This is a genomic window from Staphylococcus sp. GDY8P94P, assembly GCF_017892255.1.
Taxonomy (GTDB): domain Bacteria; phylum Bacillota; class Bacilli; order Staphylococcales; family Staphylococcaceae; genus Staphylococcus; species Staphylococcus cohnii.
Genome location: NZ_JAESKU010000012.1, coordinates 87,293 through 103,421 on the forward strand (window position 1 = coordinate 87,293; position 16,129 = coordinate 103,421).

At 29.8% G+C, this 16,129-nt stretch carries 26 protein-coding genes, 1 pseudogene and 1 riboswitch; of the genes and pseudogenes, 10 read left to right on the forward strand and 17 right to left on the reverse strand.

Translation table 11 applies throughout. The features are described from left to right. Positions 1-109 precede the first annotated feature (109 nt). On the forward strand, positions 110-475 hold the full coding sequence (locus tag KA926_RS08070) for a DUF4870 domain-containing protein (protein WP_107385945.1): 366 nt from the start codon (positions 110-112) through the stop codon (positions 473-475). Positions 476-576: 101 nt separating this feature from the next. On the opposite strand, the gene KA926_RS08075 is transcribed toward KA926_RS08070, so the two are convergent. The 3 genes from KA926_RS08075 to KA926_RS08085 form a co-directional block, all read right to left on the reverse strand. Then, positions 577-1,203: a LysE family translocator gene (locus KA926_RS08075; protein ID WP_019469885.1), complete on the reverse strand. Its 627-nt coding sequence runs from the start codon at positions 1,201-1,203 to the stop codon at positions 577-579. A 190-nt stretch (positions 1,204-1,393) separates the two neighbouring features. After that, on the reverse strand, positions 1,394-1,708 hold the full coding sequence (locus KA926_RS08080; RefSeq protein ID WP_107383852.1) for a DMT family transporter: 315 nt from the start codon (positions 1,706-1,708) through the stop codon (positions 1,394-1,396). Then, positions 1,708-2,034 (reverse strand): DMT family transporter, encoded by a 327-nt coding sequence (locus tag KA926_RS08085; protein WP_107383851.1) that lies wholly within the window; start codon positions 2,032-2,034, stop codon positions 1,708-1,710. The genes KA926_RS08080 and KA926_RS08085 overlap by 1 nt, the downstream gene beginning before the upstream one ends. 53 nt (positions 2,035-2,087) lie before the next feature. Continuing rightward, positions 2,088-2,185: riboswitch (guanidine-I (ykkC/yxkD leader) on the reverse strand. 259 nt (positions 2,186-2,444) lie between these two features. On the opposite strand from KA926_RS08085, the gene KA926_RS08090 reads away from it, so the two are divergent. Continuing rightward, a complete protein-coding gene (locus KA926_RS08090; RefSeq protein WP_107383850.1) occupies positions 2,445-2,669 on the forward strand; it encodes a hypothetical protein in 225 nt (74 codons plus the stop codon). Between the two features lie 281 nt (positions 2,670-2,950). Here KA926_RS08090 and KA926_RS14075 read toward each other — a convergent pair whose 3' ends face one another. Further along, positions 2,951-3,085, reverse strand: a complete 135-nt coding sequence (locus tag KA926_RS14075; protein WP_258230505.1) for a hypothetical protein — start codon at positions 3,083-3,085, stop codon at positions 2,951-2,953. 213 nt (positions 3,086-3,298) lie between these two features. On the opposite strand from KA926_RS14075, the gene KA926_RS08095 reads away from it, so the two are divergent. Continuing rightward, entirely contained in the window at positions 3,299-3,475 is a 177-nt protein-coding gene (locus tag KA926_RS08095; protein ID WP_181187406.1) for a hypothetical protein, read from the forward strand. Positions 3,476-3,579: 104 nt separating this feature from the next. On the opposite strand, the gene merA is transcribed toward KA926_RS08095, so the two are convergent. From merA to KA926_RS08110, 3 genes are all read right to left on the reverse strand, one after another. After that, a complete protein-coding gene (gene merA, locus KA926_RS08100; protein WP_107383849.1) occupies positions 3,580-4,902 on the reverse strand; it encodes a hypothiocyanous acid reductase MerA in 1,323 nt (440 codons plus the stop codon). Next, positions 4,889-5,323: a redox-sensitive transcriptional regulator HypR gene (gene hypR, locus KA926_RS08105; RefSeq protein WP_107383848.1), complete on the reverse strand. Its 435-nt coding sequence runs from the start codon at positions 5,321-5,323 to the stop codon at positions 4,889-4,891. Before hypR ends, merA begins: the two co-directional genes overlap by 14 nt. Positions 5,324-5,487: 164 nt before the next feature. Beyond that, entirely contained in the window at positions 5,488-5,892 is a 405-nt protein-coding gene (locus KA926_RS08110; protein ID WP_107383881.1) for an SRPBCC domain-containing protein, read from the reverse strand. A gap of 339 nt (positions 5,893-6,231) precedes the next feature. On the opposite strand from KA926_RS08110, the gene KA926_RS08115 reads away from it, so the two are divergent. Beyond that, positions 6,232-6,969, forward strand: coding sequence for a poly-gamma-glutamate hydrolase family protein (locus KA926_RS08115; RefSeq protein ID WP_107383847.1), 738 nt, complete (start codon positions 6,232-6,234; stop codon positions 6,967-6,969). Between the two features lie 95 nt (positions 6,970-7,064). Next, positions 7,065-8,369 (forward strand): TrkH family potassium uptake protein, encoded by a 1,305-nt coding sequence (locus tag KA926_RS08120; RefSeq protein ID WP_107385946.1) that lies wholly within the window; start codon positions 7,065-7,067, stop codon positions 8,367-8,369. Positions 8,370-8,468: 99 nt separating this feature from the next. On the opposite strand, the gene KA926_RS08125 is transcribed toward KA926_RS08120, so the two are convergent. The 10 genes from KA926_RS08125 to KA926_RS08170 form a co-directional block, all read right to left on the reverse strand. Beyond that, the gene (locus KA926_RS08125; RefSeq protein WP_107383845.1) at positions 8,469-8,705 is read right to left on the reverse strand and encodes a hypothetical protein; all 237 of its coding nucleotides are present in this window, start codon (positions 8,703-8,705) and stop codon (positions 8,469-8,471) included. A gap of 173 nt (positions 8,706-8,878) precedes the next feature. Next, positions 8,879-9,568, reverse strand: coding sequence for a hypothetical protein (locus KA926_RS08130; protein WP_107383844.1), 690 nt, complete (start codon positions 9,566-9,568; stop codon positions 8,879-8,881). A 142-nt stretch (positions 9,569-9,710) separates the two neighbouring features. Further along, positions 9,711-11,027: a peptidoglycan recognition protein family protein gene (locus KA926_RS08135; RefSeq protein WP_107383843.1), complete on the reverse strand. Its 1,317-nt coding sequence runs from the start codon at positions 11,025-11,027 to the stop codon at positions 9,711-9,713. A gap of 202 nt (positions 11,028-11,229) precedes the next feature. Continuing rightward, positions 11,230-11,418, reverse strand: a complete 189-nt coding sequence (locus tag KA926_RS08140) for a hypothetical protein (protein ID WP_046207074.1) — start codon at positions 11,416-11,418, stop codon at positions 11,230-11,232. Between the two features lie 220 nt (positions 11,419-11,638). Continuing rightward, on the reverse strand, positions 11,639-12,127 hold the full coding sequence (locus KA926_RS08145; protein ID WP_107385947.1) for a GNAT family N-acetyltransferase: 489 nt from the start codon (positions 12,125-12,127) through the stop codon (positions 11,639-11,641). A 152-nt stretch (positions 12,128-12,279) separates the two neighbouring features. Beyond that, positions 12,280-12,810 carry a hypothetical protein gene (locus KA926_RS08150; RefSeq protein WP_107383841.1) on the reverse strand — a complete coding sequence of 177 codons (531 nt, stop codon included), beginning with the start codon at positions 12,808-12,810 and terminating at the stop codon, positions 12,280-12,282. A gap of 130 nt (positions 12,811-12,940) precedes the next feature. Further along, complete coding sequence (locus tag KA926_RS08155; protein WP_107383840.1) at positions 12,941-13,192, reverse strand: GlsB/YeaQ/YmgE family stress response membrane protein; 252 nt, start codon at positions 13,190-13,192, stop codon at positions 12,941-12,943. 339 nt (positions 13,193-13,531) lie between these two features. After that, complete coding sequence (locus KA926_RS08160) at positions 13,532-13,807, reverse strand: hypothetical protein (protein WP_107383839.1); 276 nt, start codon at positions 13,805-13,807, stop codon at positions 13,532-13,534. A 118-nt stretch (positions 13,808-13,925) separates the two neighbouring features. Then, positions 13,926-14,117: a hypothetical protein gene (locus KA926_RS08165; protein ID WP_107383838.1), complete on the reverse strand. Its 192-nt coding sequence runs from the start codon at positions 14,115-14,117 to the stop codon at positions 13,926-13,928. A 139-nt stretch (positions 14,118-14,256) separates the two neighbouring features. After that, positions 14,257-14,445 carry a hypothetical protein gene (locus KA926_RS08170; protein ID WP_107385948.1) on the reverse strand — a complete coding sequence of 63 codons (189 nt, stop codon included), beginning with the start codon at positions 14,443-14,445 and terminating at the stop codon, positions 14,257-14,259. Positions 14,446-14,544: 99 nt separating this feature from the next. Between KA926_RS08170 and KA926_RS08175 the strand changes: the two genes are divergently transcribed. The 5 genes and pseudogenes from KA926_RS08175 to KA926_RS14190 form a co-directional block, all read left to right on the forward strand. Next, complete coding sequence (locus KA926_RS08175) at positions 14,545-14,685, forward strand: hypothetical protein (RefSeq protein ID WP_154409604.1); 141 nt, start codon at positions 14,545-14,547, stop codon at positions 14,683-14,685. A gap of 125 nt (positions 14,686-14,810) precedes the next feature. Beyond that, positions 14,811-15,017: a hypothetical protein gene (locus KA926_RS08180; RefSeq protein WP_107383836.1), complete on the forward strand. Its 207-nt coding sequence runs from the start codon at positions 14,811-14,813 to the stop codon at positions 15,015-15,017. A 24-nt stretch (positions 15,018-15,041) separates the two neighbouring features. Continuing rightward, positions 15,042-15,179 carry a hypothetical protein gene (locus KA926_RS08185; RefSeq protein WP_181187407.1) on the forward strand — a complete coding sequence of 46 codons (138 nt, stop codon included), beginning with the start codon at positions 15,042-15,044 and terminating at the stop codon, positions 15,177-15,179. Positions 15,180-15,199: 20 nt separating this feature from the next. Continuing rightward, positions 15,200-15,991 (forward strand): hypothetical protein, encoded by a 792-nt coding sequence (locus KA926_RS08190; RefSeq protein ID WP_107524090.1) that lies wholly within the window; start codon positions 15,200-15,202, stop codon positions 15,989-15,991. Positions 15,992-15,999: 8 nt separating this feature from the next. Next, a pseudogene (locus tag KA926_RS14190) lies at positions 16,000-16,107 on the forward strand (hypothetical protein); the annotation flags it as partial. Positions 16,108-16,129 lie beyond the last annotated feature (22 nt).

A 16,129-nucleotide genomic window follows, 5' to 3' on the forward strand; every position in this document is an offset into this window, starting at 1 on the left:
ATGTTTGTACTCCTTTGCATTTTTAAATAAGGTAACATTTTTGTTAGATGAGGTATAACTTCTATAAAACAAGATTTATTTTTGTTACTTTAAATGTGAGGTGATCAAAATGAATGAACAACCTTTAAAATCAGATACACAAGCCGGACGTGTCTTAGCTTCTGTAAGTTATTTTAGTATATTTTTCGCACCAATCATATTACCCATCATCATTTGGATTTTTGCTGACAAACCAGCATCAACACATGCTGCTAAATCGATATTCTATCATATCATCACATATTTAGGGCCAATATTTATTATTATCATTGCAAGTTTAGGTGGTATGCTAATCAATCAACAACATCAAACAATTATGGTGATAACGATTATTTTTGCAGTGATTTTAATTATACTCACGATTTGGTATACGATTAAAAATGTTTATCGTGGCATCAAAGTATTAATTTCTGAAAATGCTTATTTTAACCCCTAAGATAAATCGTTTGTTTTTGAATATTAGATAGCCATGAAAATATGCTAAAAAACAGCTTGGGAAGTTTTGACTTCCTCAAGCTGTTTTTAGTTAAATCTAGATTAACTACTTTTGCTAAATAATAAATTAAGCGACAGACCAATTAATACTGCTCCTACCGTATAGTCAAAAATAGCTTTAATCTTTCTGTTTGCAAAAAGTAATTTAATGTATTGAAAAATATATACACAGAAAATAAACCATAATAAAATAACCGTTGTTACAATCGCAGATAACACAGCTATTTGTGTTGTAACACCATCGCCCGCACTTAAAAATTGCGGCAAGATACTTATGTAATAGAGTAATGCTTTTGGATTTAAAATGGTACTAAAGAAACCTTGTCTATATGAGCTTAAATAACTTATTTGTTGTGCTTTCATTTGTGTGGTTGAAAAATTCATACTTTGACGTGCGCTAATAATACTTTTGATACCTAAATATATAAGATAGCAAGCGCCCAGTATTTTAATCACTAAAAACACATAATACATATTAGCCAAAATAAAAATAATACCAAATACCGCTAGTAGAGAGTAAACAACATGGCCTGTCGTTATGCCCAATGCTGCCATTGCGCCATTACCTTTACCAGAAGTGATCGAATTTTTCATCACGACGAAAAAATCAGGTCCTGGAACGATAATAATCATTAATGTAATTGTTATAAATGCGGCTAATCCTTCCATTTTCTGCACCTCCACCTTAATTAGGTTATCAAGATGCGCACGGTATCGCAACACACGAAATAAATCTTTTACCATCCGTTTGTTATAAAGTGAAAATAATAGATGAACTAAATTTAAATTTGGATCATTGGTCAATATTTGAAAAGCTTGGAACAGAAAATGAATTGTTGTGATTCAAATCAATTCGTTTTTAGCTTAATAATTTCAAACCAATCGTGCTACCCAATATAACAAGAATACAAATAATCCGTTTAATATCCGTTGATTCTTTATAAAAAACCATACCTAAAACTGCTCCTCCAACAGCACCAATACCGGTCCATACAGCATATGCAGTACTCATCGACAACTGTTGCATAGCAATAGATAATGTTAAAAAACTAATTGCAAAGAATGTTAACATCCAACCGAGCGATTTATATTTGCGACTATGTACATAAGCATTCAAAAATGTGATACCAAGCATTTCAAATACACCTGCACAAATCAATAAAATCCAAGCCATTATGAACGCCCTCCTTCATTTGTTGTTACTAATTTCAGACTAATTACACCTAGCAACAATGTTATGATTAATACTATTTTCCCTGGATTAAATGGTTGACCAAAGAAAATAAAATCAAATAACGTAACGCCGGTTGTACCAAGTCCTACAAAAACTGCATAAGAGGTACCCACTGGCAATACTTTTGATGCTTCAATAAGAAGATAAAAACTTAAAAACATAGCAATAACTGTCAAAATCCATTCAAATACTGATGAAGCATGAGTTAAACCAATCACCCAGCCCACTTCAAAGATGGCTGCAATAACAATTTTCAACCAATTCATATCAAAATCCTCCTTTAAAATTAAAAAAAGCCTGGGAGATAGTTATCTATACTATCTCCCAGGCTTTTATCCTTCCGTGTCACATATAAATATGTGCCTTTCTCTCGGACCGAACCAACACCATCGTTGTGGAACCCTAGAAAGGTTTATTCAATTATTGAGATCATATCAAATTACACTTAGAACTTCAAGTTCAGATGCTTCATTTTATAATACATTATATTAATTCTTATAAAGAAAGCGTTTTAAATTAATTTTTAGGCCAAAACGCTCTACTTTTTATGTATTTTAATGTATAATAAGGATTACATTATAATAATTATAATGTAATAGCGTCGTTAATGAAACTTATTCTCAATTGAGTACTTCCGTTAGCTAGACCAAAATATTGATAAAAGTGAGGGATTATTATGAAATTGTTAAATTACAAAATGCAAAAAAATGAACTCGTTGCTACTGTATTATCTGACAAGAAACAAGTATTCAAATATACGTTTGATGTAAATACTCCAGAATATGAAATTTTAGATGTACTTGAAGAAATCAACCATTACGTTGACAATGGTCATCATCCACTAGGTTGTTCTTTATTGAAAAACTATTCACATGAGGATGTGAGCCACAATATTTTATAATCTAGATTCTCGACCAAAAAGGTGAGTATAACTGATAGACATTAATCAGTATACTCATCTTTTAATTTTTGATTCGTATAAATAGCCATACTTCTTTTTAATTTTGAAAGCCTAATTTTTGATATAGCCTTTCTACACCATGTGTTGAAATTAAATGTACACACGACACCGACCTAATTGTATAATCATTCTACGAACACTGTCATAAATTGACGCGTTAAAAGCACCGCCTGATAAATATCGAACCGATTCTACGACACTACCATTATATTTTGCTATCACTATATGTGTTCAGCATTCATAACTGCTTTAATCTTATCCTTATTATGCCCAATCCAACCATTTGAGTGAAACATTTTCATAAAGTCTCCTAGTTTATTTGTATCCAATACATAAGTATGATCAATTCTCCTCATATTACATCCTCAAATTTATGTTTATCAATCTATTTCATAGCTTTCTATACCCGTACATTACATAATCATTTATAATATATTTAAATAGTTTTTTGATGTCACATCACATATTATGTGTAAAGAATAAGGAATGCGTTAATTTTAGTAGTTAACAGGGTAAATATATAGTAAAAGTGTTATTATTTTATCGATAAATGTAAGGAGGGACGCAAAATGTGGATTGTTTCAATATTACTCATTATCGTTGGTATTGTGTTGCTCATCATAAATAACCGCACACCAAAAAGTGAAGGTGTCGGCAAAAAACAAAGTTTAGTAAGCTTTGGCGTTGTTTGTTTAATCATTGGTATTTTCGGATTTATAGGTCAGATTATTAGATCAATCATATAACATATAATATAAAAAAGAGCAGGGTAGAAATCCAATTAAACCAGATTTCTTAACCCTGCTCTTTTTGATTCGACATTTTTTAATAAGTGTTAAAACTATTTGCTTTACATATTAAATAAGTCATTAAATGATTCAACCATTGTAGGATGTGTATAAATATTTTCTTTTAATACTTCATATGATAAGTGTTGGTCAATTGCTAATTTTACTAAGTTAATAATTTCCTCAGATTGTAAGCCGTATAAAGTAACTCCTAATATTTCATTTGTTTCTTTATTAACTACTGCTTTAAACAAACCTCTTGTATCATTGTTTATTTTATGACGCGGAATTGTGTTTACAGGTACTGCATTTTCTAAAATTTGATAACCTTGCGCTTTGGCTTCTTCTGCTGTTAAACCTACACGTGATAATGGCGGATCAATAAATACAGTGTATGGCACAGCACCGCGATTTTCAGTAGTACGTTCGCTATTACCAAATAATTGATCTTTTACAATTCTGAAGTCATCCAATGAAATATACGTGAATTGCATGCCACCTTTAACATCACCTAATGCATAAATATTTGGCACATTCGTTTGTAAGTTTTGGTTTACTTTGATTTCTCCACGTTCGCCAATTTCAACATCCGTATTTTCTAAACCTAAGTCTGTATTAGGTTTACGACCAGTGGCTAGCAATACCGCGTCCGCTTCATAGCTACCTTTCGTTGTGTGTACTGTCGTACCAGATGCATTATCTTCAAAACGCTCTGTATCAGCATTGAATACCAGATTAACACCTTTATTTTCAAGATCTTTTTTAACTTCTGCCACAACATCTTTATCTTCTTTAGGCATAATATCATCATGTTTCTCTAAAACTGTTACTTGTGTATCAAAGTTCGCAAACATAGAAGCAAATTCTAGAGCAATATAACCTCCACCCACAATAACTAAACGCTTAGGTTGCGTTGCCAATTCCATAATGCCAGTAGAATCATATAAATGTTGTGATGTTTCTATACCTTCAATAGATGGAATAATTGGTTGTGCGCCTGTATTAATCACTATATCTTCGGCAGTAATTGTTTCTTGCACCTCACCACTTTCATCTAATAATTCTACTTCATTATTAGACTTAAATGCTGCAGTATAATCTAATACGCTGATATTATCATCATCTGCTAAATTATGATAATTCTTATTGTTTAGCGCATTTACTACATCGTATTTTCTAGAAAAAGCTTGTTCAAATGACCCGTGCGCTAAACCTTCATGTACAAGTGTTTTTGAAGGAATACAACCTATATTAATGCAAGTACCACCATACATTTTTTGAGATTTTTCAACTATAGCTACACTTTTTCCTTGGCCAGACGCAAATTTCGCTAAAGTTTTACCACCTTTACCAAATCCAATAATTAATAAATCATATTTTTTCATAATTGTCCTCCTTAATCGTTTCATTTAAGACATCTTTAATCGTTACATTTTGATAATAATGAATTAATAACTCTTCTTCTTTTTGATGAAATTTAAACATCGTGTTGCCTATTTCTCTTGAAACTTCACAGTCACTGCCTGCATCACCAGTAAATAAGCGCCCTTCCGAACGGTCTTCTTTAAACATCACAAATAACTCAGACAAATTAACATTTGCTGTCATATCATTAGCTTGATATCCTCCAAATTTACCTCTTGAAGTTTCTAAATAATGATGTTGGTTTAACTTACGTGTTACCCTGCGTAATTGAACCGGGTTAATACAAATACGTTCTGCTAATTCATTGCTGCTAAAACGCTCATCATAGTGCTTTAGCAAAAAAGTCAGTAAATGAACTGCTATATTGAATTCTAAATTCATAGAAATCACCTTTTATTTTTAATTGAAACTTTTATAGTTACATTTAAACACATTAAACTATATTGTGCAAAAGTTTTGTTTTGATATTTGCAATGTGTATTAAAAAAGATTGAAAGAGCGTTCAATGTTAAACATTGGCCACACTTTCAATCCTTATTGGACAGTTACATTAATGCACCTCTTATTTTATTGCCATATTCTAAATATGATTTCAGACAACTAAGCATATATACCCAGCCTTCTTTTTGACCTAATAGACGTTCTACATCGTTTTCTTCAATATCTTTTTCTGTAGTAGTTACAATTGTATGGTTATCATCACCATCCAATTCAATAGTCACATGATTATTGCCCCACTTGAAATGAATTGATTCATTTTCAACAATACTTTCTATTAAAATATCGATTTCAGCATTATACTCTTCGTATCGTAAAGTAATCGTTTTACCTTCTTCCCAACGTTTAGAACTAGAAGAAAACCAAAATCCTCCGATATATTCTGGATTGACAAAAGCTTCAAATACTTGATCACTAGATACATTTACTTGCATTTTAGTTACTATATCCAAAATGCCCACAACCTTTCTTTTAAAGTTAAACATTTTATAATCATCTAATAATAAGAACATATAATTATATTGTCTTAAGAGATTCAGCGATTATTAACTGAACAGAAAAAGACTTAACCTTACATGATAAAGAAAACCAGAAATTATTAACATGTGTATCATAAAAACTCGACAAATATACATTTCATTTTCTATCTACTTGCTCTATATTTCATACCTCAAAATGTAAATTTCATTACACTGCTATTAACATAATTGTAAATAACATATAATCTATATAGTATTAATAAATTTGTTATACTTTACTAGTTAGTAAATATTTTTGTTCAGGAGCTAATTATGAAAAATATTCTAAGTACTTACGTATATTATTTAATTATGCTTGTTATTGTTGGCATAATACTGATTAGTCTATATTTTACATATATATGGAACAATAACCAGTCATCAAATCAGGATAAATATCAAAATTTCGCTCAATTAAAATCAGACACAGTGAAACAGCGTGATTGGCAAAGAAATATTAAAAAAACAAACAATAAAGATATACTCATCACTGCCATTCATGGTGGTGGTATAGAACCAGGCACCTCAGAATTAGCTAAAATCATTTCTAAAAAAGGCGACTTTAATTTATATAGTTTTGAAGGATTATTAAAATCAAATAACAAACAATTGCATATTACATCTACCAATTTTGACGATCCTAAATTGAACGAAATGACTAATCGTTCACAAGAATCTATTTCTATACACGGATTTCAAGGCGATAAAGATACCGTTTATATTGGTGGTCAAGATAAAAAAATGGCGCAATCCATAAAAAAAGAATTAGAAAAAGAAGGATTTAATGTAGAAAAAAGTCCAAATAATATTAATGGCCGTTCTTCTAAAAATTTCATTAATGAAAACGACTCAGGTTCAGGTGTTCAACTGGAAATATCTACATCTATTAGAAAATCATTTTTCAAAAAGGACAACTTAAACAGAAAAACGAGAGAAAATACGAATAAATACCGAGATTCAATTTATGATTTCGCAGAAGCTGTCACTAAAGGGATTCATTCACAAACATAAAATTTTATTTTTTTCAGTTTACTTGTATCAATGGACTTGATTTTTTTAATAATGAGTATAAAATACTGATTATTAAAATACGAAGGACTTTAATAATGAGACTATTAAACAAGCCGTTATATATGTATTTAATGTTGTTTTCATTAACCACAATCGTTGGAACCTTATTGTTATATTTACCGGTCACAGGTGTAAAACCTTTAAACTTTATAGACGCATTTTTTATTTCTGCCAGTGCCTTCACAGTTACTGGCCTAGCCACTATAGATATATCTAGCCAATTTAATTGGTTAGGCGATACGATTATTTTATTACTTATTCAAATTGGTGGATTAGGAATAGTCACTGTAACACTTTTAACACTTATTCTAATGCATCGAAAAATCAGTTTAAGAAACCGCTATTTGATTATGACAACATGGAACATTGAGACACCTGGTGGCGTCATCAAATTGATTCTACAATTTGTCGTTTATAGTATCTTTACAGAATTCATTGGGGCAATATGTATCGCACTATCATTTATTCCAAAATATGGCATTGGTAAAGGAATATTTTTAAGTGTGTTCACTTCAATTTCTGCTTTTAACAATGCTGGTTTTTCATTATTTAATGACAATATGATGGGCACTGTTAATGACCCTATAATAACTATTATCGTCCCAATCCTTATAATCATGGGTGGCATTGGACCGCTTGTCTTTTTAGATATCGCTACAACTAGGAAGTTAACTAAATTAACCGTACACTCAAAAATTGTATTAACGACATCGGTCATACTGATATTCATTGGTTGGATTGTATTTTACTTTTTAGAATATAACAATTCTATGACACATTTATCATTTTTAGAAAAACTTGGCGCTTCATTCTTTCAGTCTGTTACTACGCGAACTGCTGGTTTTAACAGCGTCGATATCGGTCTAATCACACCACCCACTTCAGTATTATTAATGCTATTAATGTTTATTGGTGGTGCTCCTATCAGCGCTGCAGGTGGTATTAAAGTAACAACTTTAGTCTTAACGTTATTATTTATAAAAAGTACATTAAGAAACGAACAGCACCCTTCTATTTTCAAAAAATCTATAAATAACCATACACTAAAAACTGCTGTGGTCATTACATTTTCTGCCGGAGCATTTGTTATAATCGTCTCATTTATAGTAAGCTATTTAAATTCAGCAATATCTTATACTAAAGTATTATTCGAAGTAATTTCTGCTTTCGGCACTGTTGGACTATCGATGAACTTCACGACATTTTATGATAACCCTACGAAAATAGTTATTGTGCTAACAATGTTAATTGGTAAAATTGGTATACTTACATTTCTCCAATTATTTATTACTGAAAAAAACCAAAAATTTCATTATGCTAAAGAAAATGTGCATCTATAAAGAAATAAAAATAGACCAGAAATTAGCTTTTAATTTCTGGTCTATTACTATTTCACATAAATATTCGTTTCAGTATCGTCTAATCAAATCTTAATAACATTATTTCACTTTTCTTAAAATTGTAGATGTTGTCGCACAAATAATAGTCATTAATACCAAGGTAGTCATAATTACCATATGTGTACCAGATACATCGAATCCTATGCTAAAGTTCCCAGATTGATTATTGATAAAACCGTTAACAAACACAAGCACTAATACACTTATTACACATAAAATACCAATCACATCAAATAAAAATTTAACATATGGATATTTAATACCTTTAGTTAACATCTGTATCACCTCAACTTTTACGAACTTTCTATATAACACATTAACAATTCACTAATTTCGATTACATATAATGTATCACACTATATATAATCATAAAATATTTAGAATTGTTAATCCCATATAAGTCATGATTAAAATATTTCAAAATTGTTGTTATTTTAAGACTCAACTAATCAATCATTAACCAATTGTATACTTTGGGCCAACCTTTTAATTTGTGCGTTGTCTGTTGCATTAATTTCAACCGTTTCTATATCTTGTTCAACTGCATTTTTAGTGACTTGATAAATATCCTCAGGGTTCGAAGATGCGCTTGATTCCCATCTATAAGGTATTTTTTCATAAACATTAATAGTTCCATCCCCATTACTACTATAAGTGATTGAACCACCCACTTTCATTGGCGCTTCTAATTTAACGACATCCTCAGGATACATTGCACTCTTTTCCGCATTTTTATTAACGGGCGTTCCTTTTGGATATTTTTTGACATAAATATTTTTGACATCTTTAACCATACCTAGTTGATGCCAAATACGTGCGTATTCGATTTTTGAAGCACTTAAACCATTTAAATAACTTTTACTATTATCATTATTTTTCATTTTTGAAGCATTATCGTTTTTAGACGTTGGGTCTTTACCCTTGTCATTTTCAGCCGATGAATCTTTATGTAATGATTGATCCGTTTTCACTTCACTTTGTTCTGTAGATTGACGTTCCTCACGTTGATTATTATCTTCATCCTGTTTGTTTGTATCACTGCTTTGTTCAATGTCATTGTTGCTTTCTTCATTGTTCCCGCATGCTGTCAGAATCACTGATAAAAATAATAATGACAGTATTAAACTGAACTTTTTCATTATCTATACCCACCCATAATTTTATATTATTAAAGTAACACGAAATTATGACGTTCACAATTATATTAATAAAAAACAATTTTTGATTTATTAAAAAAACGAGCGCCGTCTAATTAGACGATGCTCGTTCTATGCAACACTTCTATTTTATTTTTAGAATTTGCCCAACTTTTAAACTATTAGAACTCAACTTGTTATCTTTTTTAATTTTATCTACAGTGGTACCTTGATTTTTAGCGATGCTGTATAATGTATCACCTTTTTTAACCGTATATGTCTTAACTAGATATAAGATTTGTCCTTTACTAATATTATCCGACTTTAAATGGTTCCATTTTTTTATGTTTGCCACACTAACTTTACTTCGTTTTGAAATATTATATAGTGTGTCTCCTTCAACCACTTTGTGCGAATCGCCAGTAATGGAATCACTTGGTGTGCTTGGATTTTTCAACTTTAGTACTTGCCCTACAGAAAGCGTGTTGCTCGTTAATTTATTCCATTTCTTAATATTATCTATTGAAACGCCACTTCTTCTCGAAATGCTATACAGCGTATCACCTTTTGATACTTTATATGTGCTGCCAGTAATTGCTCCGTCACTACCTCCACCTGATAGAGATTTATAGTGTTTCTGTACTAAACTGTAAAACTGGTTCATGTTATAACCCCATTGTCCGAAATAGCCAACCGGATCTGAATGATCTGAACCACCCCAATATTGGCTTACCGCATTGTGACTTATAATTGTTCCTGTTCCTTGATTATTGTCAGCAAGCGAAGGTTGTAGCCCATTGGCTTTCAACATTTTTGCAGTTAAATATGCTTGGTTATTAACAGATCTGGCGAACCCATCAAATGTGTTAGATCTTGTTAATTCAATTTGATAAAAATATGGATTGGCATTAGCACCTGCGCCCCAAGCTAAATATTGACTTGGCGCAGTTTGAACAATTTTATCACTACCCGCATACGCATGCACAAACGCACTATTATAATTGTTGTACATGTAATTTACTTCACCATCGATTGTACTGTTCGGATTTGCAGTTTCATGTATTACTACACCAATATATTTACCAGATTTATAATTATACTTTGGTAAGTTATTCATTCTGGAATCTTGTACGATTTTAGCTGGTTTTATATTATTATTTGCTATGTATGTATTTACATCTTGATACGCTCGATTTGCCGAAAAACTTCTCATTTCAGTATTTTGACGTTCACCATCTTTATTATGTAACTTTAAATCTCCTGGTGTTAATGCATTTTTCAATTGCTGTGGACTCATTTTTTGAGCTTTTTCATAATCAATGGCTTTGCTCGTATTTTCTTTGTTTTGTGTATCATTTTTCTTCGTATCTTGCGTGTTTTTATTTTCTTGTGCTGCAATTGCAGTTTGTGACAGTAGCAAGCTCGATACTAATAACAATGAAACACTAAATCTAAACTTCATAACGACATCTCCTTAAATAAAATATTAATACGGTTAATATTAGGTAACCAAAAATTTCACTTACAAAACTTCTTTAATTCATTCTATATTAATATTGAATTAATTACAAAATGAAATATTATTTTATACTTCATATTAATGATGCTTTACCTTTCCAAACCAAAATTAAAATGTCGTCACTCATTTGAGCAACGACATTTTATTAAATATCTGTAAAAACACTAGACAGTATCGCAATCAAAGCCACCACTAACACAAGTACTAAGATGGAATCTATTTTTCTTTGATTACGTTGATTCATAGGTTTTCTGAACTCTTTTAATGCTTTAAAACCTGCGATTAAAACAATAATTAAACAGACTAAATGAAATAACAACGCAAACACAGCCATCACAATCACCCCAAGTCATATTAATAAGATTTTCAAAGCGTATCATTACATAAAAATATAAATCTCTTATGAAAAGGTAATATAATTTATTTATCCATACCCTTTCTATACATTAAACTAACAACCACTTATTTTTCCATTCGAAACTTTGGTTTTGGTTCTATTTCTATAATAAATTATTAACTTATTTTAAAATACCATCGTTTGGCTTTAAACATAATTATTTCAATATCAATTGATAAAAAGCTAAGTCCAACCATCTGCCAAATTTGTAACCGACACTTTTTATATTTCCACAAAATTCAAAGCCATATTTTTCATGTAATTTAATACTAGCGGTATTTGATGCGTCAATACCTGCAATAATCGTCTTATAATTGCTGTTTTTGATATCTTCAATTAATTTAAGTAACAGTTGTGAAGCTATACCTTCATTTCTCGTTTCTGGATCAACATAAATCGAATGTTCTACAGTGTGTTGATACGCTGGCCAATTTCTAAACGAGCCATACGTTGCAAATCCAACAACTTTGCCATCTTTTAAATATACAAAAATGGGTTCGTCTTGCGCTAATTTTTTATGAAACCAAGTTTCTCTTTCTTCAATAGTTACTGGCTCATATGTATAAACTGCAGTCGTATTTAATATTGCATAATTATATATAGTTAAAATCGATTGTAAGTCTGATTGTCGTGCTTGTCTGATCATATCGCTTCACCTCAGGTTCATTGTATATTTAAAGCAAATCTTCAGCAAATCTATGTCATAAAACATAACAAAAACACTCACCATAACCTTTAAGTTATCAAATGAGTGTTTTTCATAAAATGTTTATATATATGCACAAAGCACAAAGTGTATTATTTATTAATAAATTGTAATTCATAAAGTTCTTTTTCATCATACGTATTAAATCTATCTAATTTACCATTGAGCATAATTGTTTTTACTTTTCTACTAACGTTATGGTAATAATTAATTCTAATATTTAAATTAGATTCATAACCATTATTTTGAATTGTACTTTGCAATTCATCAAAAACGTCTTTATTAATTGGTAATAAATAACCTTCTTTACTTGGTAATATACTTACATATTTCTTTTGAATTACGTTATCTTCATTAAGAATAATTTCAATCTCAATATCTTTTGCTGCCCCGCCACCTAGATTAAACAATTTTAAATAATCTTGATGTTCAACAGAATCAGAACTTGTATTAATCATTTGTAATTGATTATCTTTGTCTAAAGAAAGTAAAATTTGATTAAATCCGAGCGCAGGAATAAAACTTATTTTCATTTGGTACAGTTGTATTGAAACTGAAACAAAATAAAATAGCGCCATTATAAAAGTTCCGATAGAACCAATAGCTGAAATAATGTTTATCATACTAAACCACCTTTATATTATCATTGAGAGATGGTTGTTGATTATCGTAATATTTTTACAAAAAAGATCATAATTTCTACCCGTTATAATAAAAATTTTTTCTAACTTTTTGTAAGTCGATTTAACTTAATTATTTTTTTCTAAGTAACTTAATGATAAGAGAAACGATAAATATTAGTACAATTGAGCCAATCAATGCTGGGAAAATTGGTACGCCGCCCCATACTGGGCCCCAAGTACCTAGCAATCTACTACCAATCGCAGAACCAACTAGACCTGCAACAATATTACCAATGATACCTCCTGGGATATCTTTACCTACGATAGCGCCTGCAATCCAACCGATTAGGCCACCTACAATGATCATTATTATAAAACTCATATGCATAAACTCCTTTTTATTTGTATATTTTCAAACACATGAATATTACGATAACCAACATGAAAATACAATACCACAATTACTTTATTTACGTAAATAGTAATTAATATTTTTAAATACAAAAAGACCCCTAATAAAAGGGGCCTTATAACGGGAGTTATGAATCTTCTGCATGCCCAAGGGCACACAGAAAACCCATCTCCTCATTTTCGCACACCCGTGGGCATGCAAAACTAATTATAAAACTACGTGACGCTAATGTAAATCTTAAATTTGTATATTTTAACACTTACTTGATTTCATCTTACAATTTTAGTGATAAATTTCATGCATAACCCCTTATAAATTATAAAATATAATCGCTATTATTACGATAAAGAGAATATCAAAAAGGATTATCTTGATATTTTTTTCCATAACGTGCGGTATCGCACCTATGATTAAGCTTAGTATAATAAGTACGCCAGACCCGTTAACAACATAGTCTAGAAATTTCCATTCAAAGATCAAAGCTAGAATCAATGAGGCAAATACTAATATCAAAGCTGCTATGCCTAATGTGTTTGCTATAACTTCTATTTTCTGATATTTTTTCTTATTATTTTCATGATTCATAAAATTCCTCCAAAATGCTATATGAATATTCATTTTAAAATACTTAAGATTAATATTTATGTTTTTTAAATTTCTGTTAGTGGATTATATAGTGTAGAAAATACTTTAGTTAAGGCTTTTAATGGTTATTTTTCTTTGAAATTTCGATACTTTTATAAAGTAAAAAGCCTGCATTTAAAACAGTTATTATTGCAAAAATCACTGTAATAAAACTATTAAGGTGATTAAACGCTCCAAAAGCAAATAATAGTACTAAAATTACATTCATAAAATTAGCAATTATAAAACTCGTATCCATATTATTTTTCAAATTTCTCACTCCTGTTGAACTAATATTTTTAGAAAAATACCTCACTCATATTTACATAAACTTATATATTAATTTAATTTATTAATAATGTGCTGAATTATCCAGATGTCTGTATAATTATTTAATACAATACCTACACTTAGTAATTATCTTCTCTTTCTTTTCTTTTGTCTCTCAATGCTTGAACCATGTAATAGATATTTCCTGTAGTCACAATTAAAGCACCAATACCTGCTGTAATAGAATTAATGTAAAATGAATAAACAGCAAATATGAGCGCACCTACAAATATAATAAATGAAACAACTATCTCCATATTATTCCACATATAAATACCCCTTTTTGTTATAATAATATTTCCATGCTAACATACTTTTTATAAAATATATGTTGTATCCATCCAAATCATTCTAGGAGTTGACATAATTTGAATAGATTAATTGTTGATATGGGCTTTTGGTATGAAGGACATACACTTTCTTATCCTTTGATATTTTCAGATTGTACAGTTACATATAGTATTTTGGAATTAAAAGTACTTTTAGAATATTACGAAAAGGATTCATGATGGAAGAATTATACAATTGCATTAATGGATTTCGAGACAAAATACAATAATGCTAGATAGTTAATTACATATTTTTGATTCCAAATGTTAAAAAGCAGAGGATTAATATTTGAGGAGTGGAGAAAATGAATAAGAAAATGGCTATACACCATACAATTAATATCATTTTAATGATAACACTCATTATTTTTAATTATACAAATATTGGTGGATTTACCACTTCATTAATATTAGCAGTATTTTTTATGGCTAATGCAATTTTATTAATACGAGCAAGTACGAAAAAAGTTAAAAAAGATGGCGTTACGATAGATGACTATAACAAGAAGTAATATAACTTTATGAGGAGTGATATGATGAAATTTGGCAAATATAAAATTGATGAGTTTTATCTAATCATGATTGGTAGTTTTTTAATAACATCTATTTTTGTACCATTCATGCTCATTTCAGCTGTGTTAATGGTTATTTTAGGATTAGAAAAAGATGAATAATATAACAAAGGGGTTTTTAGATGGATGAACAAGCAATTCAACACTTTTCTGAATCTTTAAGCGGGCTGATTAATTATATCAACTGGGGTTCTATGCTTTCATTTATAGCAACTCTAATTGTCACTATTAAAAAGCTTTCACCTATGGATTCTTCTGTAGACGTAAAAATCATAAAAAATATCAAGCCTGCGATGTTTCCAATTGCCCTCATCATAATAACAACTATTATGATTGTTGTATTAAACGCATTAGCTGTATCATTTTTTAATGAATTTTCAATAAAACCTTATTTTTATTTATATGTTAATTTAGGAATTTTCGTTATTTGGTTTATAATTTATTTCCTCTTAGGATTTCAATCAAAATTAAGGACCTCTTTGATATCCTATGACATGACTGAATATCAAAAACACCTATATGCTCATAATAAACAAAAAAGAAAAACTGAACTTAAAGTTTTTTCTAGGGTCAGCAATAAAAAGTTGCTTTCAAATTTCAAATTTAATTTTTATAGAAAAATGATTGAAAAACGTTATCCTAAAACAAAACAATACTCGCGTTTAAAAATCACAATCCTTTATAGATATATTATTTTAATTTTTATTTTTTTAGGTAGTCTTATAAATGGTTTTTTAATCTTTATACTTTCACTTGCTGGCAAAGATCCTATGATTATCCTTATCTATGCCTTTATAATACTTATATTATCAATACAATTTTTCTATACATACAATTACAGTATTACTATGAAAAACTATGACCACTTAAAGCACTATAGAGAAAATAATACTGAATCCGACAAGAAAAGATAACATATGGCATGAGCAAATTCACTAATAAGTATAATCAAACTCAATATCGGTTCTATGAGAAGAACAAAGACCCATACACAGACAAATGGGAACGTGTAATCGGTTGTCTAAATAAAATGAAGAACATTCGCATAAAGA

What these genes read in the sequence shown, in the direction of transcription:
- KA926_RS08185 (WP_181187407.1), top strand. Translation starts at nt 15,042, where the DNA reads ATGAAATTTGGCAAATATAAAATTGATGAGTTTTATCTAATCATGATT.
- KA926_RS08095 (WP_181187406.1), top strand. Translation starts at nt 3,299, where the DNA reads ATGTGGATTGTTTCAATATTACTCATTATCGTTGGTATTGTGTTGCTC.
- KA926_RS08080 (WP_107383852.1), bottom strand. Translation starts at nt 1,708, where the DNA reads ATGGCTTGGATTTTATTGATTTGTGCAGGTGTATTTGAAATGCTTGGT.
- KA926_RS08120 (WP_107385946.1), top strand. Translation starts at nt 7,065, where the DNA reads ATGAGACTATTAAACAAGCCGTTATATATGTATTTAATGTTGTTTTCA.
- KA926_RS08160 (WP_107383839.1), bottom strand. Translation starts at nt 13,807, where the DNA reads ATGAATCATGAAAATAATAAGAAAAAATATCAGAAAATAGAAGTTATA.
- KA926_RS08190 (WP_107524090.1), top strand. Translation starts at nt 15,200, where the DNA reads ATGGATGAACAAGCAATTCAACACTTTTCTGAATCTTTAAGCGGGCTG.
- KA926_RS08145 (WP_107385947.1), bottom strand. Translation starts at nt 12,127, where the DNA reads ATGATCAGACAAGCACGACAATCAGACTTACAATCGATTTTAACTATA.
- KA926_RS08115 (WP_107383847.1), top strand. Translation starts at nt 6,232, where the DNA reads ATGAAAAATATTCTAAGTACTTACGTATATTATTTAATTATGCTTGTT.
- KA926_RS08090 (WP_107383850.1), top strand. Translation starts at nt 2,445, where the DNA reads ATGAAATTGTTAAATTACAAAATGCAAAAAAATGAACTCGTTGCTACT.
- KA926_RS08155 (WP_107383840.1), bottom strand. Translation starts at nt 13,192, where the DNA reads ATGAGTTTTATAATAATGATCATTGTAGGTGGCCTAATCGGTTGGATT.
- KA926_RS08180 (WP_107383836.1), top strand. Translation starts at nt 14,811, where the DNA reads ATGAATAAGAAAATGGCTATACACCATACAATTAATATCATTTTAATG.
- KA926_RS08130 (WP_107383844.1), bottom strand. Translation starts at nt 9,568, where the DNA reads ATGAAAAAGTTCAGTTTAATACTGTCATTATTATTTTTATCAGTGATT.
- KA926_RS08150 (WP_107383841.1), bottom strand. Translation starts at nt 12,810, where the DNA reads ATGATAAACATTATTTCAGCTATTGGTTCTATCGGAACTTTTATAATG.
- hypR (WP_107383848.1), bottom strand. Translation starts at nt 5,323, where the DNA reads ATGAATTTAGAATTCAATATAGCAGTTCATTTACTGACTTTTTTGCTA.
- KA926_RS08170 (WP_107385948.1), bottom strand. Translation starts at nt 14,445, where the DNA reads ATGTGGAATAATATGGAGATAGTTGTTTCATTTATTATATTTGTAGGT.
- KA926_RS08075 (WP_019469885.1), bottom strand. Translation starts at nt 1,203, where the DNA reads ATGGAAGGATTAGCCGCATTTATAACAATTACATTAATGATTATTATC.
- KA926_RS08125 (WP_107383845.1), bottom strand. Translation starts at nt 8,705, where the DNA reads ATGTTAACTAAAGGTATTAAATATCCATATGTTAAATTTTTATTTGAT.
- KA926_RS08085 (WP_107383851.1), bottom strand. Translation starts at nt 2,034, where the DNA reads ATGAATTGGTTGAAAATTGTTATTGCAGCCATCTTTGAAGTGGGCTGG.
- KA926_RS08070 (WP_107385945.1), top strand. Translation starts at nt 110, where the DNA reads ATGAATGAACAACCTTTAAAATCAGATACACAAGCCGGACGTGTCTTA.
- merA (WP_107383849.1), bottom strand. Translation starts at nt 4,902, where the DNA reads ATGAAAAAATATGATTTATTAATTATTGGATTTGGTAAAGGTGGTAAA.
- KA926_RS14075 (WP_258230505.1), bottom strand. Translation starts at nt 3,085, where the DNA reads ATGAGGAGAATTGATCATACTTATGTATTGGATACAAATAAACTAGGA.
- KA926_RS08140 (WP_046207074.1), bottom strand. Translation starts at nt 11,418, where the DNA reads ATGGCTGTGTTTGCGTTGTTATTTCATTTAGTCTGTTTAATTATTGTT.
- KA926_RS08135 (WP_107383843.1), bottom strand. Translation starts at nt 11,027, where the DNA reads ATGAAGTTTAGATTTAGTGTTTCATTGTTATTAGTATCGAGCTTGCTA.